This window comes from Streptomyces sp. 840.1 (assembly GCF_003751445.1).
In the GTDB taxonomy this organism is placed as follows: domain Bacteria; phylum Actinomycetota; class Actinomycetes; order Streptomycetales; family Streptomycetaceae; genus Streptomyces.
The window spans coordinates 2,312,992-2,339,927 of record NZ_RJUU01000001.1 but is presented as its reverse complement, the minus strand read 5'-3'; the positions used below and the strand labels follow the sequence as shown (position 1 = coordinate 2,339,927).

The following is a 26,936-nucleotide window of genomic DNA, read 5'->3' as shown; positions in this document are numbered from 1 at the left end:
TCAGTACGCCAGCGAGCGGTCGACGGCGTCGAGCACACGGTCGAGACCCGGCAGGTACTCGTCCTCCAGCCGGGCCGGCGGGTACGGGACGTGGTAGCCGCCGACCCTCAGCACGGGCGCCTCCAGGTGGTAGAAGCACCGCTCCGTGATCCGTGCGGCGATCTCCGCGCCGGAGCCGTAGAACACCGGCGCCTCGTGCACCACGACCAGGCGGCGGGTCTTCTCCACCGAGGCCTGGATGGCGTCGAAGTCGATCGGGGACATCGAGCGCAGGTCCACGACCTCGACCGACTTGCCCTCCTCCTGGGCGGCCGCGGCGGCCTCCAGGCAGACCTTCACCATCGGGCCGTAGGCGACCAGCGTGAGGTCCGTGCCGGTGCGGGCGACGGAGGCCCGGTGCAGCCCGCCCGGAATGGACTCGGTGTCGACCTCGCCCTTGTCCCAGTAGCGGCGCTTCGGCTCGAAGAAGATGACCGGGTCATCGCTCTGCACGGCCTGCTGCATCATCCAGTAGGCGTCCGAGGCGTTGGAGGGCGAGACCACCTTCAACCCCGCGACGTGCGCGAACAGCGCCTCGGGCGACTCGCTGTGGTGCTCGACCGCACCGATGCCGCCGCCGTAGGGAATCCGTACGACGACCGGGAGCTTGATCTTGCCGAGCGAGCGGGCGTGCATCTTCGCGAGCTGCGTGACGATCTGGTCGTACGCGGGGAAGACGAAGCCGTCGAACTGGATCTCCACGACCGGCCGGTAGCCGCGCAGCGCCAGGCCGATCGCCGTACCGACGATGCCGGACTCGGCGAGCGGGGTGTCGATGACACGGCCCTCGCCGAAGTCCTTCTGGAGGCCGTCGGTGATCCGGAAGACGCCGCCGAGCTTTCCGACGTCCTCACCCATGATGAGGACTTTGGGGTCGGTGTCGAGGGCCTTGCGCAGCGACTCGTTGAGCGCCTTCGCGATGGACATCTTTTCCATGGCCATGGCTACTTGCCCTCCTCGGCGAACGATGCCTGGTAGGCGGCGAACTGGGCGCGCTCCTCGTCGACGAGGGCGCTCCCGTCGGCGTAGGCGTGGTCGAAGATCGCCATCCGGTCCGGTTGCGGCATGGACCGTACCGCCTCACGTACTCGCTTGCCGAGGGTCTCGCTCTCCTCGTCGAGGCCGGTGAAGAACGCCTCGTCGGCGGCGCCCTCGTTCTCCAGGTAGGTGCGCAGGCGCAGGATCGGGTCCTTGGCCTCCCAGGAGGCACGCTCCTCGTCGGCCCGGTACTTCGTCGGGTCGTCGGAGGTGGTGTGCGCGCCCATCCGGTAGGTGAACGCCTCCACGAGGGTGGGGCCCTCGCCCCGGCGGGCCCGCTCCAGGGCGGAGCGGGTGACGGCCAGGCAGGCCAGCACGTCGTTGCCGTCGACCCGGACGCCGGGGAAGCCGAAGCCCTGGGCGCGCTGGTAGAGCGGCACCCGGGTCTGCTTCTCGGTCGGCTCCGAGATCGCCCACTGGTTGTTCTGGCAGAAGAACACGACCGGCGCGTTGTAGACCGCGGAGAAGGTGAAGGCCTCGGCCACGTCACCCTGGCTGGAGGCGCCGTCCCCGAAGTACGCGATCACGGCCGAGTCCGCGCCGTCCTTGGCGACGCCCATGGCGTAGCCGGTGGCGTGCAGGGTCTGCGAGCCGATGACGATCGTGTAGAGGTGGAAGTTGTTGGTGTTCGGGTCCCAGCCGCCGTGGTTCACACCGCGGAACATCCCGAGCAGATTGGTCGGGTCGACGCCCCGGCACCAGGCCACACCGTGTTCGCGGTAGGTCGGGAAGACGTAGTCGTCGTCGCGCAGGGCCCGGCCCGAGCCGATCTGGGCGGCCTCCTGGCCCAGCAGCGAGGCCCACAGGCCCAGCTCGCCCTGGCGCTGGAGGGCGGTCGCCTCGGCGTCGAAGCGGCGGGTGAGGACCATGTCCCGGTACAGGGCGCGCAGCTCGTCCGCGCTCAGGTCGATCGAGTAGTCCGGGTGCTCGACGCGTTCGCCCTCGGGCGTCAGCAGCTGTACGAGTTCGGGTCCGGAAGTCCCCGGTGTCTTCGCGGGCGTCTTCGCGGCGCTGGTCCGCTTGCTGCTGCGTCGCGGTTTACGCGCGGCAGCAGTGCTCTCCACGGTCACGTGCGTGCTCCTCCGTCGGTCCGGCCCCCGGGGTCTGCCGGGAGACCAGTGCGGCTCGCCTGTGTCCGTACCCGTGCACGGGGTGGGGTGCCGCTCGGTCCGGGAACAGGCGTGACAGGTGCCCCGGCGAGCGCCCTGTTATTAGGCACGTTACCCAGTGCCTCGCGTAACTGCGAAACCCTATCTGACCTGCGATTTTGCTTGGATATCCAAGTAAATCGAAGAATTCGGGAACTCTCGCTGGTCACAGCACTGGTAACAGCCTTGCAGGCTGCCGGAACAACGGCACGTTATCCCGCCGGACAGCGGCAGGGAAGGGGTGAGTGTGTGAGACTGCGTTTGTGCGCAAAGAAGGAAAAATCACGGTTTTCCTGCTGGATGACCACGAAGTCGTCCGCCGCGGAGTTCATGAGCTGCTCTCGGTGGAGGACGACATCGAGGTGGTCGGCGAGGCCGGTACCGCCCAGGACGCGCTGGTCCGCATCCCGGCGACCCGGCCCGATGTCGCCGTCCTCGATGTGCGGCTGCCGGACGGCAGCGGGGTGGAGGTCTGCCGGGAGATCCGGTCCCAGGACGAGTCCATCAACTGCCTGATGCTGACCTCGTACGCCGATGACGAGGCACTTTTCGACGCGATCATGGCGGGCGCCTCCGGATACGTGCTCAAGGCGATCCGGGGCAACGAGCTGCTGAACGCCGTACGGGACGTGGCGGCCGGGAAGTCGCTGCTCGACCCGGTGGCCACCGCGCGGGTGCTGGAGCGGCTGCGCGACGGCAAGAAGGGCCGCGGCGACGACAAACTCGCCGGCCTCACCGACCAGGAACGCAAAATCCTCGATCTGATCGGCGAGGGTCTGACGAACCGGGTGATCGGGGAGCGGCTGCATCTCGCGGAGAAGACGATCAAGAATTACGTCTCCAGCCTGCTGTCCAAACTCGGCATGGAGCGCCGTTCGCAGGCCGCCGCCTATGTCGCACGGCTCCAGGCCGAAAAGCGCTGAGCCGGCGCCCGGCACCCGGGATGCCGATTCGGGACTTTGGTCCCCCGGCGCCCGGGGCGGCAGCCTCTTATTAGGTGCTCAGCGGTGACGCACAGTGGAGGTCATGTCCACCGCGGAAGAACTCCACGCAATCGACCTGCTCGGCCGGGTCCCCTACGGCCGGCTGGCGACGAGCATGAGGGCCCTTCCGTTTCTGACGGTGGCCCGTCACGTCGTGATCGACGGCCGGGTCGTCCTGCGGATGCACGGCGGCCTCGGCTACCACGACGCCTGCAACGGCACCGTCGTCGCGTACGGCGCGGACAACTTCAACGTGGCCGCCGCCGCCGGCAGCCGGGACCTGTGGTCCGTGGAGTTCACCGGGCCCGCCCGGACCGTCGAGCCGACCTGCGCCCAGCGCGAACTCTTCGGTCCCGCCCCCGTCGAGGTGAACGGGGAGCCCTTCACCCCGGCGTTCCTCCGGCTCGACCCGCATTTCGTCCAGGTGCACACTCTGGACTTCCACGCAACTCGTCACAGCCTGCAACACAGCGTGATCTAACATCTGGCGAGTGCCGCGCTCATCTGTAACCCTTACGCCTGTTCCCCCGGTCCGCGAGGTGCTCCGCCGCTACCCGCACGCAGGTGAGCCGCTCACCTGCGAACCGCTGGACCAGGGACTGCTCAACCACGGATACCGGGTCTCCACCACCCGGGGCTCCTACTTCCTCAAGCACCATCTGGACGACTCGACCGGCGACCGCGCCACGATCGTCCGCCAGCACCGCGCCACCCAGCGCCTCCAGTCACTCGGAGTGCCCGTCGCCCCGCCCATCGAGGACACCGAGGGCGGCACCGTCACCGAGATCGGCGGCCGCTGCTACGCCCTGCATCCCTGGGTCGACGGGCTGCACCGGGCCGGCGCCCACCTCACCGTGGCCCAGTCGGTACGTCTCGGGGCGCTCCTCGGAGCCGTACACACTGGTCTTGAGCAGGTGATGGAGGCGGGTGCCGGGGGTGCGGGCAGGCCGCGCGGCCATGCGAGCCCCGACCCGGCCGACACCTTCGCGCTGATCGACGAGCTGCTGGCCGCCGCGCGCGGCCGGCGGCCCAGGGACGCCTTCGACGAGCTGGCCGAGCACCGGCTCCTGGAGCGGCGCACCCTGCTGGACCAGCACGCGGACAGGCGCCCGCCCGCCCCCGGGGTGCCGGCGACCGGCTGGGTGCACGGCGACTTCCACCCACTGAACGTGCTCTACCGGGGCGCCGACCCGGTGGCGATCCTCGACTGGGACCGCCTCGACGTGCAGCCCAGGGCGGAGGAGGCGGTACGGGCCGCCGCGATCTTCTTCGTCCAGCCGGCCGGTGAGCTGGAGCTGACGAAGGTACGGGCCTACGCGCGCGCCTACCGGCGGGCGGCCGGGGCCGGGGCCGCCGAACTGGCCGCCGCGGTGCACCGGGTGTGGTGGGAGCGGCTCAACGACTTCTGGATACTGCGCTGGCGGTACTGCCTGAACGACCGGAGGGCCGACCCGCAGTTCCCTGCGGTGTCGGCCCTGGCGGTGTGGTGGACCCGTGAGTACGACGCGGTGCGCGAGGCCTTCACGGGGTGAGGCGGGTGCTTACGGGGTGGTGCCCACCGGGCCCTCGGCGGTGCCGGCGCTGGCGCCGTCCGCGGTGCCCCCCGGCTCACCGCCCGCTCCGCCGGCCGGCGTCGTACCGCCGTCCTGTTCGCCGTTCGCACCGCCGTCGGTTGTCGTACCACCCGTGTCGCTGCCCGTGCTGCTGCTGCTTCCGGTGCCGCCGTCCGCCGCCGCGCCGCCCGCGTCGGTGCTGGCGCCGCCATCCGTCGTGGTGCCCGAGTCGGTGTCCGACGGGGTGGGCGTGGGCGGTTTGTTCGTCTCGCTCGGCGTGATCGACTTGGAGTACGTGGGCCTGCGCGGCGTCTCCTGCTGATCGCCGGAGGAGTTGCCGGGCTGCTCGGTGTCCTGCGTCTGCTCCTCGGTCGGCGAGGGTGAACTCTTCTTCGGGGAGGGCGAGCTGGACGTCGGCGTCGGGTCCTTCTTGGGTGTCCCGCCGTCGCCCTTCGTCGCGTTCAGCGCGATGGCGACGCCCGCGCCGATCGCGATCAGTGCCAGCACGACGAACAGCCACAGCTTGCCCCGGCCCCGGCCGCCGCCGGCCTGGTGGCTGCCGTTGCCGTCGTAGCCGTTGTAACCGCCGTCGTCGGGGTTCATCGGCGGCAGGATCGGCCCCTGCGAGGTGTCCCCGTGCTGCGGGTGCCCCATCGCGCGGGTGGCGCCGGTCATGCCTCGCGGCGGGGTGGCCCCGCCCTCGTTCAGCACCACCGGGCCGGTGTTCCACGTACCGGTGTGGCCGCCCTGGACCTGGAGCATCTGCAGGCTGTACTGGACCAGCCCGCGCATCTCCTCGGCGCTCTGGAACCGGTCGTCCGGGTCCTTCGCCAGCGAGCGCATGACAAGCCCGTCCAGCTCCGGCGGCACCGCACCGTTCGAGATCTCCGACGGCGGAACCGGAATGTCCTGAACGTGCTGGTACACGACGGAGAGCGGCGTCTCACCCGTGAACGGGGGCCGCAGCGCGAGGAGTTCGTACAGCAGGCAGCCGGTGGCGTACAGGTCGGAACGGTGGTCGACGGCCTTGCCCAGCGCCTGCTCGGGGGAGAGGTACTGCGGCGTGCCCATGACCATGCCGGTCTGGGTCATCGTCGACTGCGCGCCGTGCAGCGCACGGGCGATGCCGAAGTCCATCACCTTGACCGCACCGGAGTGCGTGATGATCACGTTGGCGGGCTTGATGTCGCGGTGCACGATGCCGTGCTGGTGCGAGTAGGCGAGCGCCTCCAACACCCCGGAGACAATGATCAACGCCTGCTCCGGAGGCGGCGGATCGGCGTTGAGCAGCAGGTCACGGATGGTGTGACCCTCGACGATCTCCATCACGATGTACGGGACCGTCTGCCCGCCGACGGTGTCCTCGCCGGAGTCGTACACCGCCACGACCGCGTGGTGGTTGAGCCCCGCGACCGACTGGGCCTCACGCGTGAACCGGGCCTTGGAGACCGGGTCCTCCGCGAGATCGGAGCGCAGCAGCTTCACCGCGACCGTGCGCCCGAGCCGGACGTCCTCGGCCGCGAAGACCTCGGCCATACCGCCCCGGCCGAGCCGGTGGGTCAGCCGGTAACGCCCGTCGCCGACAACACCGCCGATACCCCAGGAGTCGGTGCCATCCGGAACTCCGCCGCCGTTTGCTTCGGGTTCGGGTGCCATCAGTCCTCGCCGTCGTTTCTGTCCGCGCGTCCGCGGGTTCTCACGGTGTTTGAGGCCCTTCGTCCGAAAGGCCCCTGCTGCATTGCCACGTCACGCTGCATTGCCACGTCACGCTACAGGCTTCGTCGGACACACCGATTTCGAGAGGGACCGGCCATCCAACCGGCTGACGAGCCGCCCGCGCAAATTACATGCGGTTCCTGTAACGCTTCCGAGACGCTTCTTGTGCGTAGGGTCACGGAACGGGCACCTGGCTTGACGTGTCGTACCCCTCGGGCAGACTTGGCCCGTAATACGGATCTTCGCGTGAGTCGCGCGCCCGAGGGGGAAGTCAAGTCATGAGCCAGGACGGCGCACAAGGGGCCCAGGGTCGCTACGCGGGCGGTTCGGTCGCCGGCGGCCGCTACCAGCTGCGTGACCTGCTCGGCGAAGGCGGGATGGCGTCCGTATATCTGGCGTACGACTCCGCGCTGGACCGGCAGGTCGCGATCAAGACGCTCCATACGGAACTCGGACGCGAGCAGTCCTTCCGCGAGCGGTTCCGGCGCGAGGCGCAGGCCGTCGCGAAGCTCCAGCACACCAACATCGTCTCCGTCTTCGACACCGGCGAGGACGAGCTCGGTGGCGCGCTGATGCCGTACATCGTCATGGAGTACGTCGAGGGGCAGCCGCTCGGCTCCGTGCTCCAGGCGGACATCCGCAGCCACGGTGCGATGCCCGCCGACAAGGCGCTCAAGGTGACGGCCGACGTGCTGGCCGCCCTGGACACCAGCCACGAAATGGGCCTGGTCCACCGCGACATCAAGCCGGGCAACGTCATGGTGACCAAGCGCGGCATCGTGAAGGTCATGGACTTCGGCATCGCCCGCGCCATGCAGTCCGGCGTCACGTCGATGACGCAGACCGGCATGGTCGTCGGCACCCCGCAGTACCTCTCCCCCGAGCAGGCCCTGGGCCGGGGCGTGGACGCGCGCTCCGACCTGTACTCGGTCGGCATCATGCTGTTCCAGCTGCTGACCGGCCGCATCCCGTTCGACGCCGACTCGCCCCTCGCCATCGCGTACGCGCATGTACAGGAGGAGCCGGTCGCGCCGTCCACCATCAACCGGTCGGTCACCCCGGCGATGGACGCGCTCGTCGCCCGCGCGCTGAAGAAGAACCCGAACGAGCGCTTCCCGAGCGCCGCCGCGATGCAGGACGAGATCACCCGGGTGCTGAACGCCGGCGGGCAGACGGGCGCCCCGGTCATCGTCGCCGGTGCCGGCGCCCCGGCGAACAGCGGCTCCGGCGTCGGTTCGGCCGTCTTCCCGCCGGTCGACCAGTCCACCCCGGCTCCGCAGAACGTCCAGACGCCGTACCAGCCCGGCCCGTACCAGTCCCAGCAGCAGCCCGGCCCCTACGGTCCGCCGACGCCCGCGCCCTCGTACGGCTACCCCCAGTCGGCCCCGGCGTACCAGAGCCAGGCGCAGATGTCGCCGATGCAGCAGCAGACCCCGCCGCCGTACTCGATGTCGGCGCAGACGACCGCCACTCCCTCGGGCGGTGGCGGTTCCAAGCGGAACGTTCCGGTGATCGTGGGCTCGATCGTGGTGGCCCTGATCGCGATCGGCGGCCTGATCACGGTGCTCTCGATGAAGGGCGACAAGGGCGACGACAAGCCCACGGCGAGCGATTCCCAGCCGGCCGCCGATCACAAGGATCCGGAGCGGAACCGGACGATGGACACCGAGGACTGCACGGACGCCATCGAGGACTCCGACGACCCGAACAAGGTCGACGCCCCGAGCTTCCTCTACAAGGACGTCATCTCCGCCCGGCAGTGCGCGGACGCGGCCGGCTGGACGATCAAGCAGATCAAGGTGCCGGGCAACGCCTACGCGGAGGACCAGGTCGTCGACCAGTTCCCCACCTCCGGGACCGCGGTGCCCAAGACCGGCGCCCACTTCGAGCTCCGCATCGCCACGGGCGACCCGGCGTAACACCCGCCGGGTGGGCGGGAGCCCCTGCGTGGCACCCGCTGGGTGGCCGGGCCATCCGTCCGCGCTGCCAGGGGCCATCCGTCCGCACCACCCGAGATGCCGGACATATCGTCACATGTGACGCTGGCCACATGGCTTCAGGACGCTTCCCCTCGCGGCCCTCACGGTGCGCGGCCTGCCTCGCGCTGACGGCGGCCGCAGCCCTGGGCGGCCTGACCGGCGGGGAGGCGCGCGCTGCGGCGACCGTGGCCGGGGAGCCTTCAGTGACCGCGAGCGCGCCCTCTGCCGTACCGGGACCGGCGGGTGCCGTGCCCGGACCTTCCGGTGTCGCGCCGGGACCGGCCGGGGCGTCGTCCGACCCGTCGGCGGGCTCGTCGAAGGGCTCGTCGGCGGGCTCGTCGTCCGGGGCCCCGGCGGGCCCCGCGTCGGGGGTGACGCCTTCCGCGACGCCCACCGTGCCGCCTTCGGAGCGCCCGGCCGGCCCGCAAGGACCCGGCGCATCCGCCGGCCCCTCGGCCGCGCCCGCGCCCCCCGCCTCGCTGCCGACCGGGCCCCCCGGCGCCCCGCCCGAGGCCTCCGGACCGCCCTCGCCGGGCGCCGGCTCGCCGCGACCGCACGACGAGCAGTCACCGCTGGCCGGACTGCCCGCCGGGGAAGGGCGGCAGCGCCCCGGGCGGCCGCTGACACCTCAGGAGATCGAGCGCTCGGACGACGCGGTCGAAGCGGAAGAGGAGCAGGCCGCCGCGACGGCCGTCACCCCCGCCGCGAGCACCTCGCCGGTTGCCACCCGGCCGCAGGCCCTCGGCGGACGGGACGTGCGGCAGGTCCAGGAGATGTCGCTCGGCGTGGGAATCTGCCTGGTCGGGCTGGGTATCGGCTTCCTCGCACTGCGCATGCGCCGCGCCGACTGACCGCCGCGCCCGGACCACCTCACCCCCTTCACGCCAGGTCACAGACTTGCGTTCAGCAACATACTCGGTATACATACTCAGTATGTCGATCCGCCACGGGCTACTGGCCCTCCTGGAACGGGGGCCGCGCTACGGCTCCCAGCTCCGTACCGAATTCGAGTCCCGCACCGGCTCCACCTGGCCGCTGAACGTCGGGCAGGTGTACACGACGCTGAGCAGGCTGGAGCGTGACGGCCTGGTCGTGCAGGACGGCGAGGACGACCAGGGGCACTCCCTGTACTCGATCAGCGACGGGGGGCGCAGCGAGCTCCGCAGCTGGTTCGAGACCCCCGTCGACCGCAGCAGCCCGCCCCGCGACGAGCTGGCCATCAAGCTCGCCATGGCCGTGGGCGCGCCCGGCGTGGACATCAGGGCCGTCATCCAGTCGCAGCGCCATCACACCGTGAAGGCGATGCAGGACTACACGCGCCTGAAGGCCCAGGCCCTCAGCGACGTGCCCGCCAACCGCGACGAGGTCGCCTGGCTGCTCGTACTGGAACAGCTGATCTTCCAGGCCGAGGCGGAGGCCCGCTGGCTGGACCACTGCGAGGCCCGGCTGGTCCGGCTCGCCGAGGCCGCCGCCACGGACCCGGAGACCAGCACGCCCGCTCCCGGCCCCGCCGCCCGCACCACCCGGCCCCGCGCCCGCCGCTGAGCCACGCGCCGGCCGCCGACCACGTCACGGCATCACGGCATCACCGCGTCACGGCATCACGGCATCACCGCATCACCGCATCACCGCGTCACCGCGTCACCGCATCACCGCATCACCGCATCACCGCGTCACCGCGTCACCGCGTCACCGACCACAGAACCGTTCGTTCCGAGGGGGAACCTCCCGTCATGTCACCGCACGCCCCGTCCCCAGCCGCTCCGCCCCTGTCGGTGGACACACCGGTGCTCGAACTCCGCTCGCTCACCCGTACCCACGGCACCGGCATCGCCGAGGTGCACGCCCTGCGCGGCATCAACCTGTCCGTGCACGCCGGCGAGCTCGTCGCCGTTATGGGCCCTTCCGGCTCGGGCAAGTCCACCCTGCTGACCATCGCCGGCGGCCTGGACGCCGCGACCTCGGGCCAGGTCGTCATCGAGGGCCAGGACATCTCCTCGCTCGGCCGTAAGGGCGTGGCCGCGCTGCGCCGCCGCAGCGTCGGCTACGTCTTCCAGGACTACAACCTGATCCCCGCGCTGACCGCCGCCGAGAACATCGCCCTGCCGCGTGAGCTCGACGGCGTCCCGGTGCGCAAGGCGCGCAAGGAGGCTCGCGCCGCGCTGGAGGAGATGAAGCTCCTGGAGATCGGCGACCGCTTCCCCGACGAGATGTCCGGCGGCCAGCAGCAGCGCGTCGCAATAGCCCGAGCGCTGGTGGGGGACCGGCGCCTGGTGCTCGCCGACGAACCGACCGGGGCGCTCGACTCCGAGACCGGCGAGGCCGTCCTCGCCCTGCTGCGCAACCGCTGCGACCAGGGCGCGGCCGGTGTGATGGTGACGCACGAACCGCGCTACGCGGCCTGGGCGGACCGGGTCGTCTTCCTGCGGGACGGCTCGATCGTCGACCAGACGCTGAGCGTCGGCGCGGACTCGCTGCTGGCCGCCGGGGGCAAGGCGTGAGCGTCTTCACGGGGTGGCGCGCCGCCCTCCGGATCGCCAGGCGCGACGCCATGCGCGCCAAGGGCCGCAGCGCGCTGGTGGTCGCGATGATCGCCATACCGGTGCTCGGCGTCACCGCGCTCGACGTGACGTACCGCAGTGTGGAGCCCACGGCCGCCGAGAAGCTGACGGCGCAGGTCGGCTCGGCCGACGCGCTGTTCAGGGACCCGGAGGCCGGTCCGCTGGACCAGTCGGTCGGCGGGGACGACTACAACCCCCTCAGCGAGGACCCGCCGGCGCCCGAGGACGCACCCGCACTCGACCTGCGCACCGCGTTCCCGAAGGGGGCACGCGGCATCAGCATCCAGTCGGTGCCCGCTCACGTCACCACCGGGTACGGCGTCGCCGACGTCGACGTCTTCGAGCTCCGGACCTCGGACGAGATGGCGCGCGGCAAGCTCGACCTCGTCGACGGCGCGTTCCCGAAGAAGAGCGGCGAGATGGTCGCCACCGAGCCGTTCCTGAAGTCGGCCGGACTGCACATCGGCTCGCACATCACCGTCCACGGGCCGGAGCGGAAGTACACCGTCACGGGCACCGTCGAGGAACCCGACAACCTGTCGCTCAAGGCCCTGTACGCCGACCCGGGCGCGGTCATCGCGCCGTGGAAGGCCGTCGCCGCCCGTGACAAGAAGGTGCTGCCCCCGAACGCCGGCGCGCTGACCTGGCTGGTGAAGGCGGACGGCGGCAAGGGCGTCAGCTGGTCCGACGTGATGGCGGCCAACAAGAAGGGCGCCCTGGTCGTCTCCCGGCAGGTCGTCCTGGACCCGCCGCCGGACTCCGAGGTCCCGCTGCTCAAGAAGCGCGGCACCAGCCAGATGCCCGAGACCTCCGACGAGCTGAGCGCGGCCCTCATCACGATCGTCGCGATGGCGGTCCTGGAGATCGTCCTGCTCGCCGGACCGGCCTTCGCCGTCGGCGCGCGCCGCTCCCGCCGTCAGCTCGGCCTCCTCGGCACCTGCGGCGGGGACCGGCGCCACGTACGGGCCGTCGTCCTCTGCGGCGGTCTGGTGCTCGGCGGCGCCGGGGCCGTGGTGGGTGTGGTGGCCGGACTCGCACTCACCGCCGCGTTCCGGCCACTCCTGGAGGAGCAGGCCGGGCACCGCTTCGGCTCGCTCGCCCTGGAGCCGAAGGAACTGCTGGCCATCGCCGTGATCGGGATGATCACCGGGGTGCTCGCGGCGCTGGCCCCGGCGATCGTGGCGGGCCGCCAGTCCGTACTGGAGTCGCTCACCGGACACCGCGGGGTCCGGCGCAGCTCGCGGGTCCTGCCGAGCGTGGGCGCCGGCGCCCTGGTCATCGGCGTCGGGATCGCCATCGTGGGCGGCACCACCGGCAACTCGACGGCGGTCGCCGCCGGTTCGGTGGTCGCCGAGCTGGGGCTCCTGTGCTGCATCCCGGTAATCGTCGGGGTGCTCGGCCGGCTGGGCCGCGCACTGCCGCTCTCGCCCCGGATGGCGCTGCGCGACGCGGCCCGTAACCGCGGCAGGACCGCTCCGGCGGTCGCGGCGGTCATGGCCGCGGTGGCGGGCTCGGTGGCCATCGCCACGTTCGTGTCCAGCAAGGATGCCGAGGGGGAGTACGACTACACACCGATGTTCAGCGCGACGTCGGTCGCCCTGTACGCCTCGGGCGAGGGCGGCTCCACGCCCGCCGAGCAGCTCGTGCCGGCCCAGGCGGCGGTGGAGCGGAACATGCACACCACCAGCGCGCCGGCCCGGATCTCCCGGGTCTGGGCGGGCAGCGACTGCGACACCTACTACGAGGACGAGAACAGCTGCGGCGCGCTCGAACTCCTCAAGCCCACCGGCAAGGGACACACCTGCCCGCTCAACACCACGGGCGCCAAGGAGCTCGCCCTGCGGATGAGCGACGAGGAGCACCGCAGCACGATGCACTCCCCCGAGTGCGTGGACGAGCGCTACACCATCGACACGTTCAACGGCGGCGGCAGCAACGTCGTCGTGGGTGGCCCAGCGCTGCTCCGGACGTACGTGAAGCTCGACGACCCGGCCGCGGCCAAGGCGCTGGAAGCGGGCACCCCCGTGCTGCTCAACCGGGCGTACGCCAAGGACGGCGAGGTCACGCTCAAGGCGGTCCACCGGTACAGCGACAAGGACAAGAAGAACCGCGCCCTGCACCCCGGCCCGGCCAGGACGAGGACGGACCGGCTGAAGGTGTACACCGCCGACGCGAAGTACGCCGGGACGCCCGGGATCCGCATGATCATGCCGGAGAAGACGGCCCATCGGCTGGGCCTGCACACCACGCTGTACGGCAGCATCTACTCCGTCTCCCGGCCGCCGACGGACGCCGAGACGCAGCGGACCGACGCCGCGATCCAGCAGGCGGGCGGAACCGTCTACGTGCGGTCCGGATCCGAGGCCGGTGACCGCGAGAACATCATGCTGCTGGTGCTGACGCTGTTCGCCGGGGTGGTGACGGTGGGCGCGGCCGCGATCACGACCGGGCTGTCCAAGGCCGACGCGGAGGCCGACCTCACCACGCTCAGCGCGGTGGGCGCGCCCCCGGGCGTGCGGCGGACCCTCTCCGGGTTCCAGTGCCTGGTGGTGGCGCTCACCGGGGTGCTGCTCGGCACGGCCGCCGGGCTGGTGCCCGCGGTGGCGCTGCGCCTGATCGACCTGCGCAACGCGCTGAAGGAGATGCGGCTGGACCCGATGGAGTCCGCGTACACCCCGATCGTGTTGCCCTGGGCGACCATAGGGTTGCTCGCCGTGGTCGTCCCGCTGCTGGCCGGGCTGCTGGCGGCGGTGTTCACCCGGTCCCGGCTGACGCTGTCACGGCGCGCGGGATGACCGGGCACAAGGCTCCGGCAGCGCGCTGACCGGCTGTCCCGGCGTCGTTCCGGCGTCGTCGGGTGTCGTTCCGGTGCCCTCGGAAACGGTGGATCTCACGTTTCCGGGGGCACCACAGTGTTGTACCGCAGGTGTGCGAGACAATGGACGACATGGAGATGCCGAGGAATGAACGGTCGCAGGAGCACCCCCAAGTCCTCGTGGTGGGACAGGACGGAATGGCGATCGGCGGCGGTGGCACTGACGACGAGTCGCGCGAGATCCCGGTGACGGAGATGGTCGAACAGCCCGCGAAGGTCATGCGCATCGGCAGCATGATCAAGCAGCTCCTGGAAGAGGTCAGGGCGGCTCCTCTCGACGAGGCGAGCCGCGTGCGCCTCAAGGAGATCCACGCCAGCTCGGTGAAGGAGCTGGAGGACGGTCTCGCGCCGGAGCTGGTGGAGGAGCTGGAGCGGCTCTCGCTGCCGTTCACCGAGGAGTCGGTGCCCTCGGAGGCGGAACTCCGTATCGCGCAGGCCCAGCTGGTGGGCTGGCTGGAGGGCCTCTTCCACGGGATCCAGACAGCACTGTTCGCCCAGCAGATGGCGGCCCGCGCGCAGCTGGAGCAGATGCGCCGCGCCCTGCCCCCGGGCACTGTCCACGAGGAGGAGGAAGGCGGCGGGGACCCCCACGGAGCGATCCGCTCGGGCCCGTACCTGTAACCCCCTGTCCGTACCGATCAGCCGGGCCGAAGCCCGACCAGTCAGGCCGAAGCCGAAGGGCCCGGCACACGACCTTTCGTGTGCCGGGCCCTTCGGCTTCGGCCTGGGACGGGGGCGGGGTGGGCGGGTCAGGCGGCTGCGGGCGAGCGGAGGAGCACCTTGCCGATGTGCGTGCTGGACTCCATCACCCGGTGCCCTTCGGCCGCGTCCTGCATCGGCAGCGTACGGTCCACCACCGGCTGTACGACGCCGTCGGCCACGAGCGGCCAGACGTGCTCGCGTACGGCCGCGACGATCGCGGCCTTCTCCGCGAGCGGGCGCCCGCGCAGCGAGGTCGCGGTGACGGCGGCCCGCTTGGTCAGCAGGGCGCCCAGGTTCAGCTCGCCCTTGGCCCCGCCCTGGAGACCGATGATCGCGAGCCGGCCGTTCACGGCGAGCGCCTGGACGTTCCGGTCCAGGTACTTCGCGCCGATGATGTCGAGGATGACGTCGGCGCCCGCCCCGGCCGTCGCCGCGGCGATCTCCTCGACGAAGTCCTGCTCCCGGTAGTCGATCAGGATGTCGGCCCCGAGCTCGGCGCAGCGCGCCAGCTTCTCGGGCCCGCCCGCGGTCACCGCGACCCGGGCCCCGACCGCCTTGGCCAGCTGGATCGCCATCGTGCCGATGCCGCTGGACCCGCCGTGCACGAGCAGCGTCTCGGCGGGGCGCAGGTGCGCCACCATGAACACGTTGGACCACACGGTCGCGGTCACCTCGGGCAGCGCCGCGGCGAGGACGAGGTCCAGTCCCGCCGGTACGGGGAGCAGCTGCCCGACGGGGACGGCGACCTTCTCGGCGTAACCGCCGCCCGCCAGCAGCGCGCACACCTCGTCGCCGACCGACCAGCCGGTGACGCCGGGGCCGAGGGCGGAGATCCGGCCCGCGCACTCCAGCCCCGGGTAGGGCGAGGCGCCGGGCGGCGGGTTGTAGAACCCCTGCCGCTGGAGCACATCCGCACGGTTGACCGCGCTGGAGACGACGTCGACGAGGACCTCGCCCTCACCGGGTACGGGATCGGGCACCTCGGCCCACACGAGCGCCTCGGGGCCACCGGGTTCGGGGATCGTGATCGCATGCATGGCCGCGAGGCTACTCCGTGCCGTGCCGACGACCCCCGCGAGGCGCGGCCGGGCGGGGCGGCGGGACGCCGGAACTTTGGGACGGCGGGACGGCGGGACGGCGGGACGGCGGGACGGCGGGACGGCGGGACGGCGGGACGGCGGGACGGCGGGACTGCCGGACTGCGGAAGGGCTTGGCTGCGGGAGGGCTTGGCTGCCGGGTGTATCGGGTTGGTCAGGGGCGCGGGGCCGTCGGCGGGGTGTGGCTCGCGGGCGCGTCGTTGGTGACCCGGACGATGGTGATCAGGCGGTCCGTCAGCTGGAGGGGACTGGCCGCCGGATCGTCGTAACCGAGCAGCCGGTGACCGCGCAGAACACTGACGACGAGATCGTCGGTCTCCCGGACGTTCTTGCCCACCTCGGCCTTTATCACCGGCCGTTCGACCAGATCGAGCCCACTGCCCTGCTGGATCAGATCCTCCATCACCGTGCCGGCGCTGGGACTGAGCACGGAGAGGCCGAGCAGCCGTCCGGCCGCGCTGGCGCTGGTGATCACGGCATCGGCACCGGACTGCCGCAGCAGCGGGGCGTTCTCCTCCTCGCGCACCGCGGCGACGATCTTCGCACCGCGGTTGAGCTGGCGGGCGGTCAGCGCGACCAGTACCGCCGTGTCATCGCGCTGGGTGGCAATGATGATCTGTCGCGCCTTCTGCACCTCGGCCCGCAGCAGCACATCGCTGCGCGTCGCATCACCGAGCACTCCGGTGAACCCCTCGGCGTTGGCGACCTCTATCACCTTGGACGCCGGGTCGACGATGACGATCTGATCCTTCTTCAGGCCGGTGGCGCAGAGGGTCTGAATGGCCGAGCGGCCCTTCGTGCCGAAGCCGACGACAACGGTGTGGTCACGCAAGTTGGTTCTCCAACGCTTCAGCCGGAAGTCCTCCCGGGTCCGCTCCGTGAGGACCTCAAGGGTGGTGCCGACCAGGATGATGAGGAAGAGCACGCGCAGCGGTGTCACGAGCACCACATTGGTGAGCCGGGCCCCGTCGCTGTACGGGGTGATGTCGCCGTACCCGGTGGTCGAGAGGGTGACCGTCGCGTAGTAGACCGCGTCCAGCAGGTCGACCTTGCCGTCGGCCGCGTCGTGGTAGCCGCCGCGGTCGACCCAGACGATCAGCACCGTGGCGGCCAGCACCATCAGAGCCATCATCAACCGCTTGGCGACCTGTCGCGCCGGTCCGTCGACGACCCGGCGCGGGAGCATCACCCGGGTGGGTACGACATGCTCGTCGGCGCGCCTGGCCATCGCATCATGGCCGGGAAGTTTCACGTGAAACACCCTTCAGCCCACGGCATCGCCGGGGCCCACGGTAGATCGAGGATCTCCACCTCGGTGCCGGACCGTACCCCGCCCGGCTCCACGACGGCCAGCCCGTCCGCGGCGGCGATCCCGCGCAGCATGGCGGGACCGTTGTAATGCAGGGGTACGACGTGATCTCCCCCACCACCGGTTCCGACTCCGGGGCCATCCGCCCTTCCGGGGCCTGGTGTGAGGCCGGTGGCAGTGCCGCTGCGGGTGAACTCGCCTGCGTCGCCCGTGCGGTGGACCACCGGAACCAGCCGGGTGTCGTGCGGGTGGCCGTGCACGTCGTCACGGACCGGGACGCGGTAGAGGTCCTGCACCACCCGGCCCGCCAGTCCGTTGAGCAGGGGCTCGGCGAGGGTGAGGAGCCCGGACACGGCGGCCAGCGGGTTGCCGGGCAGCCCCACGAGATACGGGCCTCCGGCCCTGAGCCGGGCCAGCAGCATGGGGTGACCGGGGCGGACGGCGACACCGTCGACGAGCAGTTCGGCCCCCAGATCGTCGAGCACGGGGTGCACATGGTCGACCGGCCCCGCAGCGGTGCCGCCGGTGGTGATGACCAGATCGGCCTCGGAGACGACGAGGGCCTGCCTGAGGGCCTCCGCGTCGTCACCGAGGCGGCGGGGCGCGGAGACCTCGGCGCCCAGCGCGTGCAGCCAGGGGCCGATCATCGGACCGAGTGCGTCACGGATCAGTCCGTCGTGGGGCAACCCGGCCGTCAGCAGTTCGTCGCCCAGGACGAGGACATCGACGCGCGGCCTGGGGCGGGTGAACAGTTCGTCGTACCCGGCGGCAGCCGCCAGCCCGAGGACGGCGGGCGTCACCAGCGTTCCGACGGGCAGGAGTTGCTCCCCGGAGCGGCACTCCTGGCCGCGCGGTCTGATGTCCTGCCCGGGGCTCACCTGCCGCTGCGCGTACAGCAGCCCCTTCGCCTCGTCGGCCAGGGCGTGCTCACTGCGGATGACGGCGGTCGCGTCCGCCGGGATACGGGCGCCGGTGGCGATCCGTACGGCGTCACCGTCCGGGAGCGGGTCGGGGGAGGCGTGGCCCGCGAGGACGCCTTCGTTCTCCCGGACTTTCCACGGTCCCGGGCCCGCGACGGCCCAGCCGTCCATGGCGGAGGTGTCGAAGGACGGGAGATCGGTGAGCGCGGCGAGCGGTTCGGCCAGCACGTGGCCGAGCGCGTGATCGAGGGGGACGCGTCCGGTACGGGGAGGAACCCCGCGCCCGGCACGGGCCGCGACGGCACGCGCCTCGCCCCACTGCGTCGCACGGGTGCGCCCGGGGGTCGGGCCAGGGTCAGGGGGTGAGCCAAGGGGTGAATCAGGGGCTGAGTCGGAGGGTGAGCCATAACGTTGATCGCCGCCCTGGTCACGGCCTGAGCGGCGACCCTGGTTACGGCCTGGGCCTGGGCCGCGGCCTGAGCGGCGACCCTGGTTACGGCCTGGGCCTGAGTCGCGGCCTGAGTCAGGGCCCGGGTCGCGGTACGGCTGTCGGCCGACCAGCGCGAGGGCCTGCGCGACCGCACGCTCCTCGTCGGCCTCGGCCTCTGCCGCGAGCTCGGCCGCACGACGCGCTTCGGCGTCAGCGGGCTTCGGGGGTTCGGACGACTTCGTGGGCCCTGGCGGCTGAGGGGGCGCGGCGGGCTCGCGGGGTTCGGCGGGCTCGCGGGGTTCGGCCGGCCCGCGGGGTTCGGCCGGCCCGCGGGATCCGGCGGGGCGCGGGGACCCGGCAGACTTCGTGGACCGGGCGTCGGCCGCGGCGTCTCCGGCCGGGCTCTTCGCGGCAGCCGGTGGGCGCCCGGTACTGCCGCCGCGCCCCGTCATGGCGTCCCGGTCTCGTCCGCCCACCGGAGAGCGAGCGCGGCGGCCTTGCGGGCGGCCTCGGCCACTGCCTCGGGCCCGCCCCCGTCGCTGCTCGCCTTCGCCGCCGCGTACCCGACCAGGAAGGTCGTCAGGGGTGCGGCGGGCCTGGCGACACCGTGGGCGGCGTCACGGGCAAGGTCGAGCAGGACGGCGGTGTCGACGTCGAGTTCGATGGCCAGTTCGTTCTTGACTGCGGTGATCCATTCGTCCAGCACGGTCCCATGTTCTCTGATCCTGGCCCTGGCCGAAGCGATGTCCTCCCAGGTGTCGCAGTCGAACGAGGCGAGCGGGTCCGCCGCCACCCGGGAAAGCCGCAGCTCGTGGGTCAGCAACCGCAGGGGAAGTCCGGCGAGTCCACCGTGCTCCGCGGCGAGCAGCGCCAGCTCCCGTCGCAACGGCTCCGCCCGGTAGACGGCCACCAGCGGCTGGTCACGGCCGTCCCGGTCGGTGCAGACGGCACCCTCCAGGTCGCCCCGGCCGGCAGCTGCCAGCAGGGCCCCGACCGTGTCCGCCCCCAGGAAGGGCAGATCTGCGGAGAGCACCAGCAGGCGCTCCGCAGCCGTGTGCCGCACCCCGGCACCGAGGGCGGCCAGCGGACCGCCGCCCCGGGGCTCTTCACGTGCCCAGGTCACAGCGCGCACTGTGGGCCGTCTGCCCCCGACCACCACCGTGGTCCCGGCGTCGGGACAGGCCGCGAGCACCCGGTCGAGCAGCGCACGGCCACCGATCCGGAGCCCCGGCTTGTCGGCACCGCCGAGCCGCTTCGCGGCACCTCCGGCGAGGACGATGGCGTCATACGCGGTCATGTCCCGAGTATGCGTGCCCGGTGGCCCGCAGGATCCTCCCCGTCCGCGATCCCGTGGATCAAGGCGGAACGGAACGGGGAGAACCGGGAGGAGCTGGAGAAGCTGGAGAAGAACCGGGAGACGAGGGAGGTCCGGCGGAGGTGTCTACAACGTCCGCAGGAGCACGGCCGGCTGTTCCACACAGTCGGCCACATAGCGCAGGAAGCCTCCCGCCGTACCGCCGTCGCAGACCCGGTGGTCGAAGGTCAGCGAGAGCTGGACGACCCGCCGGACGGCCAGCTCGCCCTCGTGCACCCACGGCTTGGGGACGATGCGCCCGACGCCGAGCATCGCCGCCTCCGGGTGGTTGATGATCGGCGTCGACCCGTCCACCCCGAAGACCCCGTAGTTGTTGAGCGTGAACGTGCCTCCGGTCAGCTCGGCGGGCTTCAGCGTTCCCGTCCTGGCGGCCTCGGTGAGCCTGGTGATCTCGGCTCCGATCGACTCCGTGCTGCGCGCGTCCGCGTCCCGTACGACCGGAACGACGAGCCCCCGCTCGGTCTGGGCCGCGAACCCGAGGTTGACGCCGGGCAGCCGCACGATCTCCCGCGCTTCCTGGTCCACCGTCGAGTTGAGTTCGGGGTACCGGGCCAGGGCGGCCGTACAGATGCGGGCGAGCAGCGCCAGCACCGACACCTTCGGGCCGGCACCGGGACCACCGGCGCTGTTCATGGCCGCTCGGGCAGCCATCAGCTCGGTGGCATCGGCATCCACCCAGCAGGTGGCGTCAGGGATCTCGCGCCGGCTGCGCGCCAGCTTGTCGGCGACCGCGCCCCGGACACCGCGCAGCGGAACCCGTTCACCGGCGGGACGTGCCGAGGTGTGGTCCGTCGCCTCGGCCACCTGCGAGGTCTCCGCCCCGGACCGGATGGCGGACTCCACGTCGGCCCGAAGGATCAGGCCGCCGGGCCCGGAGCCGGTCAGCCGACGCAGATCGAGGTCGTGCTGCCGGGCGAGCTTGCGCACCAGCGGGGACACGACAGCGACCGGCCCCCGCGCCTCGTCCGAAACCCCGGAAGCGCTAGATGCACCAGACGCACTAGACGCACCAGATGAATCAGACGCTCCAGGAACAACAGCAACAGCCGAAGCAGCAACAACGTGAGCAACAGCCCTAGCAGGAACAGCGGCTGGAACACCGGTTGGAGCCGCAGCAGGCGCAGCGGCAGGAGCCGAGAGCGCCTCCGGCCGGACCCGCCTCCGACGGACCGGCGGTGCGCCGGTCCCGTACCCCACCAGCACGTTGCCGGACCCGGACGGCTCCGCCTCGGCGGCCTCCGTGCCGGACCCGGATTCCGCCGGGCTCCCGGACATCTCCTCGGACCCGACCGCGACCGTCAGCAACGGTGCCCCGACCGGAAGCTCCGTACCCTCGTCGCCGAACCGCGCGGTCACCACGCCCCCGTACGGGCACGGCACCTCCACCATCGCCTTGGCCGTCTCGACCTCGACGACCGGCTGGTCGATGGCGACGACATCGCCGACCTCCACCAGCCAGCGCACGATCTCGGCCTCGGTCAGCCCCTCACCGAGATCCGGAAGCTTGAATTCGAGTACGTGCGGCATCAGTGCTCCGCCTCCCACTGCAGTCGCGCGACGGCGTCGAGCACCCGGTCCACGCCCGGCAGGTGGTGCCGTTCCTGCATGGGCGGCGGGTACGGGATGTCGAAGCCGGCGACGCGCAGCACCGGCGCCTCCAGGTGGTGGAAGCAGCGCTCGGTGATCCGGGCCGCGATCTCGCCGCCCGGACCGCCGAAGCCGGTGGACTCGTGGACGACCACCGCGCGTCCGGTCCGTCGCACGGACGCGGCCACCGTCTCGTCGTCGAACGGCACCAGCGAGCGCAGGTCGACGACTTCGAGGTCCCAGCCCTCCGCGACCGCGGCCTCTGCGGCCTCCATGCAGACGGGCAGCGAGGGACCGTACGTGATCAGCGTCGCGCTGCGTCCGGCCCGGCGCACGACGGCGCGTCCGATGGGCTCCACGGCGGCGGGCGCCTGCGGCGACCAGTCCGCCTTCGACCAGTAGAGCCGCTTGGGCTCCAGGAAGACCACCGGATCGTCGGAGGCGATCGAGGCTCTCAACAGCCCGTAGGCGTCGTCGACCGTGGCGGGCGTGACGACATGGAGACCAGGGGTCGCCATGTAGTACGCCTCCGAGGAGTCGCTGTGGTGCTCGACGCCGCCGATTCCGCCGCCGTACGGCACCCGGACCGTGATCGGCAGGGGCATGGCGCCCCCGGTCCGGTTCCGCATCTTGGCGACATGGCTGATGAGCTGCTCGAACGCCGGGTAGGCGAAGGCGTCGAACTGCATCTCGACGACGGGCCGCAGTCCGTACATCGCCATGCCGACGGCCGCTCCGAGGATGCCGGCCTCGGCCAGCGGGGTGTCCGTGCAACGGTCCTCGCCGAACTCCTTCGCCAGGCCGTCGGTGATCCGGAAGACGCCGCCGAGCGTGCCCACGTCCTCCCCGAGGACGTGCACGGAGGGGTCCTGCGCCATCGAGTCGCGCAGTGCGCGCCCGAGGGCCTGCGCCATGGTGGCGGGTTTGGCCTTCGCCGTCCGCGCCGTGGCCGTGGCCGCTGCGGTGGTCATCGCCCTGCTCCCCCGTCATCCGTGCCGTGCTGTTCGTTCTCCGCGTCCAGCTCGACACGCAGCCGGGCCTCCTGCTCTCGCAGTTGGGTGGTCTGCTCCGCGTACACCTGGTTGAAGAGATCCATCGGGTCGAGCACCGGATCCGCGTTCATCCGCTCGCGCAGTCCGGCCGCCATCCGCTCGGCGGCCGACCGCGCCTCCTCGATGCCGTCCTCCCCGAGCAGCCCGCGTCCCGTCAGCTCGCGCTCCAGGAGCTGGACCGGATCGTGGGCACGCCAGGTCTCGACCTCGCTGTCGCCGCGGTAGCGGGTCGCGTCGTCGGCGTTCGTGTGCGCGTCCATGCGGTAGGTGATGGCCTCCACGAGCGTCGGGCCGCCGCCGCTCCTGGCCCGCTCGACCGCTTCGGAGAGCACCTGGTGCATGGCCACCGCGTCGTTCCCGTCGACCAGCCGGCCCGGCATCCCGTATCCCACGGCCTTGTGCGCCAGGGAGGGTGCCGCGGTCTGCTTGGCCAGCGGTACGGAGATGGCGAAGCCGTTGTTCTGCACGAGGAAGACGACCGGGGCCTTCCACACGGCCGCGAAGTTCAGCGCCTCGTGGAAATCCCCCTCGCTGGTGCCGCCGTCGCCCACCATGGCGAGCGCGACCACGTCATCGCCCTTGAGCCGCGCCGCGTGGGCCAGGCCCACCGCGTGCGGCAGCTGGGTTGCGAGCGGGGTGCAGAGCGGTGCGATGCGGTGCTCGCGCGGGTCGTAACCGGTGTGCCGGTCCCCGCGCAGCAGCGTCAGCGCCTCGACGGGGTCCAGCCCCCGCGCCACGGCAGCGAGCGTGTCGCGGTAGCTGGGAAAGAGCCAGTCCCGCTCCTCGAGCACCAGGGCGGCCGCGATCTCGCAGGCCTCCTGCCCCGTGCTCGACGGGTAGACCGCGAGCCGCCCCTGCTTGGTGAGGGCGGTTGCCTGGGCGTTGTAGCGCCGGCCGCGCACCAGCTCGGCGTAGAGCCGCAGCAGGAGCTCGGGGTCTGCGCCGTCCGCGGCGTCCGTACCGAGCACGCGGTACGGCTCGGGGTCCGGGAGCAGCGGCGCCGGGTCGGTGAGCGGCTTCCACGCCGGGGGCGGCGTGGGCCGGTAGGCGGCCGCGCCGGGCAGCTCTTGGACCGTCATGACAAGCACCTCCTGGCATCGAGGGGTGTCGAAAAATGTCGAAATGTCAACTACTCCGTGAGGTGCGAGTGTGGTGCGCCTCACCTACCGATTGTTCGGTCGCGGGCGCATTTTGGCTACAGGCACCGTCAGCCTGTGGACAAACGGTTCTCCACAGCCTGGGATGGAGACAGCTCGTCCAGGACAGGGAGGCGCGGGAACATGGCAGCTGAACAAATGGCCGACGGGGGCGCGGATCCCGGCCGGACTCCTCCGGCACGCCCGCTCGACCCCATCGACCGCGCCATCCTCCGGTTGCTCCAGACGGACGGCAGAGCATCGATACGGTCGGTGGCCGATCGGGTTCACGTATCGCGCGCCAACGCCTACGCCCGGATCAACCGGCTCATCGACGACGGGGTGATCCGCGGCTTCAGCGCCCGGGTGAACCACGAGCGGGCGGGGCAGGGGGCCTCCGCCTACATCACGCTCAAGATCGTCCAGAACTCCTGGCGCACCGTCCGCGAGCAGCTCCAGGCACTGCCGGGCGCCACCCACATCGCACTGGTCAGCGGCGATTTCGATGTCCTGCTGCTGGTGCACACCCAGGACAACCAGTCACTGCGCGATCTGGTGCTCACCAGGATCCAGTCCATCCCCGAGGTTCTCTCCACCCGCACACTGCTGGTGTTCGAGGAGACCGACCTGGCCCCGGGGCCTGACCTCCCCACGGAGCTCACCTGAGGCGTGGCGCGGCGCCGGCCTCGCCCGAGGCGCAGCGCGGCGGCGCCTTCGTCAGGCCTTCATCCCGTCGAAGGCGAGGCGCACGACGGTGTCCGCGAGCTGGTCCCGCTCCGCGCCGCCGTCCGGGAGCGGCCGGTACCACTCGACCAGCGAGTTCACCATGCCGAAGAGCAGCCGGGTCGCGAGACGTATGTCCACGTCGGAACGGAGGTCGCCGTCGGCGACCGCGGCCTTGAGCAGATCGCCCACCCGCTGGTCGAACTCGCGCCGCCGCTCCAGCGCCGAGCGCTCGGTCTTCGTGTTGCCCCGCACCCGGAGCAGCAGCGTGACGTAGGGCAGTTCGGCTATCAGCACCTCGACGGTACGGCGGGTGACGTACTCGACGCGTTCGATCGCGCGGCCGCGCGTCGCACCCGGTTCGTCGAGGATGCCGAAGAGCCCGTCCAGCGCCCGGCTGACCGCTCGCCGCAGCAGCTCTTCCTTGCCGGCCACGTGGTGGTAGATGGACGACTTGGAGATCCCGGCAGCCTTCGAGAGGTGCTCCATGGACGTGCCGTCGTAGCCGCGCTCGTTGAAGACCCGGACGGCGACAGTGAGCAGAGTCTCCGGGGTGTACGTGTCCCGCCTGGCCGTGGTCATGCCAGCGATCCTCCCCTACGAGTTGTCCACAGGTTTCGTGGGGCCCCTTGTCCCGACCGATCGTTCGGTTACTCTAACTCTGTCCGCCCGTCCCTGCCCAGCTCGATGAGGAGTTGGTCCGTCATGGCCGCCGAGCTCTCCCCGAACCTGCTGACCGAGAAGCACCGCCCCACGCTCGACCGGGCCCTCGACGCGATCCGCTCGCGTGCCTACTGGTCCCCGCACCCCGAGCACCCGAAGGCGTACGGCGAGGGCGGCGCCCCCGGCAGCCTGGGCGCCGCCGAGGGCAAGGCCGCCTTCGACGCCGTGCTGAACACCCGTATCGACCTCGGCCAGCCGGGCACCGACGGGTGGACGGGCGGGGAGATCTCGCCGTACGGGCCCGAACTCGGCGTCGAGTACCCGCACTCCGATCCGGATGTCCTGATCCCGGCGATGCGCGCGGGCATGCCCGCCTGGCGCGAGGCCGGCCCCGAGACCAGGGCCCTGGTCTGCCTGGAGATCCTGGCCCGGATCAGCGCCCGTACCCATGAGTTCGGCCACGCGGTGATGCACACCAGCGGGCAGGCCTTCATGATGGCGTTCCAGGCCGGTGGCCCGCACGCCCAGGACCGCGGCCTGGAAGCGGTGGCGTACGCCTACGAGGAACAGACCCGCGCCCCGCACACCGCGGACTGGTCGAAACCGCAGGGCAAGCGCGATCCGATCGAGCTGCACAAGACGTTCACCGCGGCGGGACGGGGCGTCTCCCTGCTGATCGGCTGCAACACCTTCCCCACGTGGAACGGCTACCCCGGCCTCTTCGCCTCTCTCGCCACCGGCAATCCCGTCCTGGTCAAACCGCACCCCCGTGCGGTGCTCCCGCTGGCCCTCACGGTTCAGCTGGCGCGCGAGGTGCTCACCGAGGCGGGCTTCGATCCCAACCTGGTCGCCCTGGCCACCGAGCGGCCGGGCGAGGGCATCGCCAAGTCCCTGGCACTCCGCCCGGAGATCCGGATCATCGACTACACCGGCTCCACCGCCTTCGGCGACTGGCTGGAGGCCAACGCCCTTCAGGCACAGGTCTACACGGAGAAGGCCGGGGTCAACACGATCGTCCTCGACTCCACGGACGACTACCGGGGCATGCTCTCCAACCTGGCGTTCTCGCTCTCCCTCTACAGCGGCCAGATGTGCACCACCCCGCAGAACCTGCTGATCCCGCGCAACGGCATCACGACGGACATCGGCGACAAGACGTACGACGACGTGGTCGTCGACATCGCCGCAGCCGTCACCGGGCTCCTCGGCGACGACGCCCGCGCCAACGCCCTGCTCGGCGCCCTGGTCAACCCGGAGGTACGGGCCCGTCTGGAGGCCGCCGCCCAGCTGGGCGAAGTCGCCCTGCCCTCGCGGGAGGTGGCCAACCCCGACTTCCCGGAGGCGGTGGTCCGCACGCCACTGATCGTCAAGCTCGACGGCGCCAAGCCGGACGACGACTCCCCCTACCTCTCGGAGTGCTTCGGCCCGGTCTCGTTCACGGTCGCGGTCGAGTCGACGGCCGACGCCGTGGAGCTGCTGCGCCGCACGATCCGCGACAAGGGCGCGATGACGGTGGGCGCGTACACCACGTCACCGGAGGTGGAGAGCTCGCTGGTGGACGTCTGCCTGGACGAGTCGGCCCAGCTCTCACTCAACCTCACAAGCGGGGTCTACGTGAACCAGACGGCTGCGTTCTCCGACTTCCACGGCTCGGGCGGCAACCCGGCAGCCAACGCGGCCCTGTGCGACGGAGCCTTCGTATCCAACCGCTTCCGCACCCTGGAAGTCCGCCGCCAACGCTGACAACCCTGCTCGACCCCCGGCCCTCAACCGCCAGTCCCAGCCCACCCACCGCCACCGTGGCCAGCGGGCGGTCCCAGCCCACCCAACCCCGGGGCCCGTGGCCGATCCCAGCCCGCCCGTATCGCCGACCCCTGCCCGCCCGCATTGCCCCCCGCCAGACCCGGGGCCCAGCCCGCATTCCCAGCCCGTCCGGCGTTTGAGGACCGGGGGTCCGGGGGCAGCGCCCCCGGTTACGGGAAGGGGCGGGTGGGGGAAGGCCGGCCGCACCCCCAGCCCCGCCCCCGGCCTCACACCGGCCCCGGCCCC

Annotated in this window: 22 protein-coding genes; 11 read left to right on the top strand and 11 right to left on the bottom strand. The window is 71.6% G+C overall.

Features of this window, described 5'->3' with window-relative positions:
• Entirely contained in the window at positions 1-981 is a 981-nt protein-coding gene (locus EDD93_RS10720; protein ID WP_123524927.1) for an alpha-ketoacid dehydrogenase subunit beta, read from the bottom strand.
• 2 nt (positions 982-983) lie between these two features.
• Positions 984-2,147: a pyruvate dehydrogenase (acetyl-transferring) E1 component subunit alpha gene (gene pdhA, locus EDD93_RS10715; protein WP_123524926.1), complete on the bottom strand. Its 1,164-nt coding sequence runs from the start codon at positions 2,145-2,147 to the stop codon at positions 984-986.
• A gap of 341 nt (positions 2,148-2,488) precedes the next feature.
• Here pdhA (EDD93_RS10715) and EDD93_RS10710 point away from each other — a divergent pair, with 341 nt between their 5' ends.
• The 3 genes from EDD93_RS10710 to EDD93_RS10700 all read left to right on the top strand — a co-directional run bounded on the left by EDD93_RS10710 (position 2,489) and on the right by EDD93_RS10700 (position 4,740).
• Positions 2,489-3,148 (top strand): response regulator transcription factor, encoded by a 660-nt coding sequence (locus EDD93_RS10710; protein WP_123524925.1) that lies wholly within the window; start codon positions 2,489-2,491, stop codon positions 3,146-3,148.
• Between the two features lie 103 nt (positions 3,149-3,251).
• Entirely contained in the window at positions 3,252-3,689 is a 438-nt protein-coding gene (locus EDD93_RS10705; RefSeq protein WP_123524924.1) for a pyridoxamine 5'-phosphate oxidase family protein, read from the top strand.
• Between the two features lie 58 nt (positions 3,690-3,747).
• The gene (locus EDD93_RS10700) at positions 3,748-4,740 is read left to right on the top strand and encodes a phosphotransferase (RefSeq protein ID WP_123524923.1); all 993 of its coding nucleotides are present in this window, start codon (positions 3,748-3,750) and stop codon (positions 4,738-4,740) included.
• Positions 4,741-4,749: 9 nt separating this feature from the next.
• On the opposite strand, the gene EDD93_RS10695 is transcribed toward EDD93_RS10700, so the two are convergent.
• On the bottom strand, positions 4,750-6,417 hold the full coding sequence (locus EDD93_RS10695) for a protein kinase domain-containing protein (RefSeq protein WP_123524922.1): 1,668 nt from the start codon (positions 6,415-6,417) through the stop codon (positions 4,750-4,752).
• Between the two features lie 338 nt (positions 6,418-6,755).
• On the opposite strand from EDD93_RS10695, the gene EDD93_RS10690 reads away from it, so the two are divergent.
• The 6 genes from EDD93_RS10690 to EDD93_RS10665 all read left to right on the top strand — a co-directional run bounded on the left by EDD93_RS10690 (position 6,756) and on the right by EDD93_RS10665 (position 14,513).
• Positions 6,756-8,396, top strand: a complete 1,641-nt coding sequence (locus tag EDD93_RS10690; protein WP_123524921.1) for a protein kinase domain-containing protein — start codon at positions 6,756-6,758, stop codon at positions 8,394-8,396.
• Between the two features lie 131 nt (positions 8,397-8,527).
• The gene (locus EDD93_RS39875; RefSeq protein ID WP_221217302.1) at positions 8,528-9,307 is read left to right on the top strand and encodes a hypothetical protein; all 780 of its coding nucleotides are present in this window, start codon (positions 8,528-8,530) and stop codon (positions 9,305-9,307) included.
• An 82-nt stretch (positions 9,308-9,389) separates the two neighbouring features.
• Positions 9,390-10,001 carry a PadR family transcriptional regulator gene (locus tag EDD93_RS10680; RefSeq protein WP_123524920.1) on the top strand — a complete coding sequence of 204 codons (612 nt, stop codon included), beginning with the start codon at positions 9,390-9,392 and terminating at the stop codon, positions 9,999-10,001.
• Positions 10,002-10,189: 188 nt separating this feature from the next.
• Complete coding sequence (locus EDD93_RS10675; protein WP_123524919.1) at positions 10,190-10,957, top strand: ABC transporter ATP-binding protein; 768 nt, start codon at positions 10,190-10,192, stop codon at positions 10,955-10,957.
• A complete protein-coding gene (locus tag EDD93_RS10670) occupies positions 10,954-13,812 on the top strand; it encodes an FtsX-like permease family protein (protein WP_123524918.1) in 2,859 nt (952 codons plus the stop codon). Before EDD93_RS10675 ends, EDD93_RS10670 begins: the two co-directional genes overlap by 4 nt.
• Positions 13,813-13,964: 152 nt before the next feature.
• Positions 13,965-14,513, top strand: a complete 549-nt coding sequence (locus EDD93_RS10665) for a bacterial proteasome activator family protein (protein WP_073733723.1) — start codon at positions 13,965-13,967, stop codon at positions 14,511-14,513.
• 128 nt (positions 14,514-14,641) lie between these two features.
• Here the strand turns inward: EDD93_RS10665 and EDD93_RS10660 are convergent, their stop codons facing one another.
• From EDD93_RS10660 to pdhA (EDD93_RS10625), 7 genes are all read right to left on the bottom strand, one after another.
• A complete protein-coding gene (locus EDD93_RS10660) occupies positions 14,642-15,631 on the bottom strand; it encodes an NAD(P)H-quinone oxidoreductase (RefSeq protein ID WP_123524917.1) in 990 nt (329 codons plus the stop codon).
• Between the two features lie 215 nt (positions 15,632-15,846).
• Positions 15,847-16,920 (bottom strand): TrkA family potassium uptake protein, encoded by a 1,074-nt coding sequence (locus EDD93_RS10650; protein WP_398905030.1) that lies wholly within the window; start codon positions 16,918-16,920, stop codon positions 15,847-15,849.
• A 20-nt stretch (positions 16,921-16,940) separates the two neighbouring features.
• Positions 16,941-18,803 carry a molybdopterin molybdotransferase MoeA gene (locus tag EDD93_RS10645; protein ID WP_123524915.1) on the bottom strand — a complete coding sequence of 621 codons (1,863 nt, stop codon included), beginning with the start codon at positions 18,801-18,803 and terminating at the stop codon, positions 16,941-16,943.
• A complete protein-coding gene (locus EDD93_RS10640; RefSeq protein ID WP_123524914.1) occupies positions 18,800-19,648 on the bottom strand; it encodes an NTP transferase domain-containing protein in 849 nt (282 codons plus the stop codon). Before EDD93_RS10640 ends, EDD93_RS10645 begins: the two co-directional genes overlap by 4 nt.
• Positions 19,649-19,792: 144 nt before the next feature.
• Positions 19,793-21,253, bottom strand: coding sequence for a dihydrolipoamide acetyltransferase family protein (locus EDD93_RS10635; protein ID WP_123524913.1), 1,461 nt, complete (start codon positions 21,251-21,253; stop codon positions 19,793-19,795).
• Positions 21,253-22,284: an alpha-ketoacid dehydrogenase subunit beta gene (locus tag EDD93_RS10630; RefSeq protein WP_123524912.1), complete on the bottom strand. Its 1,032-nt coding sequence runs from the start codon at positions 22,282-22,284 to the stop codon at positions 21,253-21,255. The genes EDD93_RS10635 and EDD93_RS10630 overlap by 1 nt, the downstream gene beginning before the upstream one ends.
• Entirely contained in the window at positions 22,281-23,444 is a 1,164-nt protein-coding gene (gene pdhA / locus EDD93_RS10625) for a pyruvate dehydrogenase (acetyl-transferring) E1 component subunit alpha (RefSeq protein ID WP_123524911.1), read from the bottom strand. Before pdhA (EDD93_RS10625) ends, EDD93_RS10630 begins: the two co-directional genes overlap by 4 nt.
• Positions 23,445-23,660: 216 nt before the next feature.
• Between pdhA (EDD93_RS10625) and EDD93_RS10620 the strand changes: the two genes are divergently transcribed.
• Positions 23,661-24,167, top strand: a complete 507-nt coding sequence (locus EDD93_RS10620) for an Lrp/AsnC family transcriptional regulator (protein WP_123524910.1) — start codon at positions 23,661-23,663, stop codon at positions 24,165-24,167.
• 51 nt (positions 24,168-24,218) lie between these two features.
• Here EDD93_RS10620 and EDD93_RS10615 read toward each other — a convergent pair whose 3' ends face one another.
• Positions 24,219-24,806 (bottom strand): TetR/AcrR family transcriptional regulator, encoded by a 588-nt coding sequence (locus EDD93_RS10615; protein WP_123524909.1) that lies wholly within the window; start codon positions 24,804-24,806, stop codon positions 24,219-24,221.
• Between the two features lie 123 nt (positions 24,807-24,929).
• Between EDD93_RS10615 and paaN the strand changes: the two genes are divergently transcribed.
• Positions 24,930-26,630, top strand: a complete 1,701-nt coding sequence (gene paaN / locus EDD93_RS10610; RefSeq protein WP_123524908.1) for a phenylacetic acid degradation protein PaaN — start codon at positions 24,930-24,932, stop codon at positions 26,628-26,630.
• The last annotated feature ends 306 nt before the right edge of the window (positions 26,631-26,936 follow it).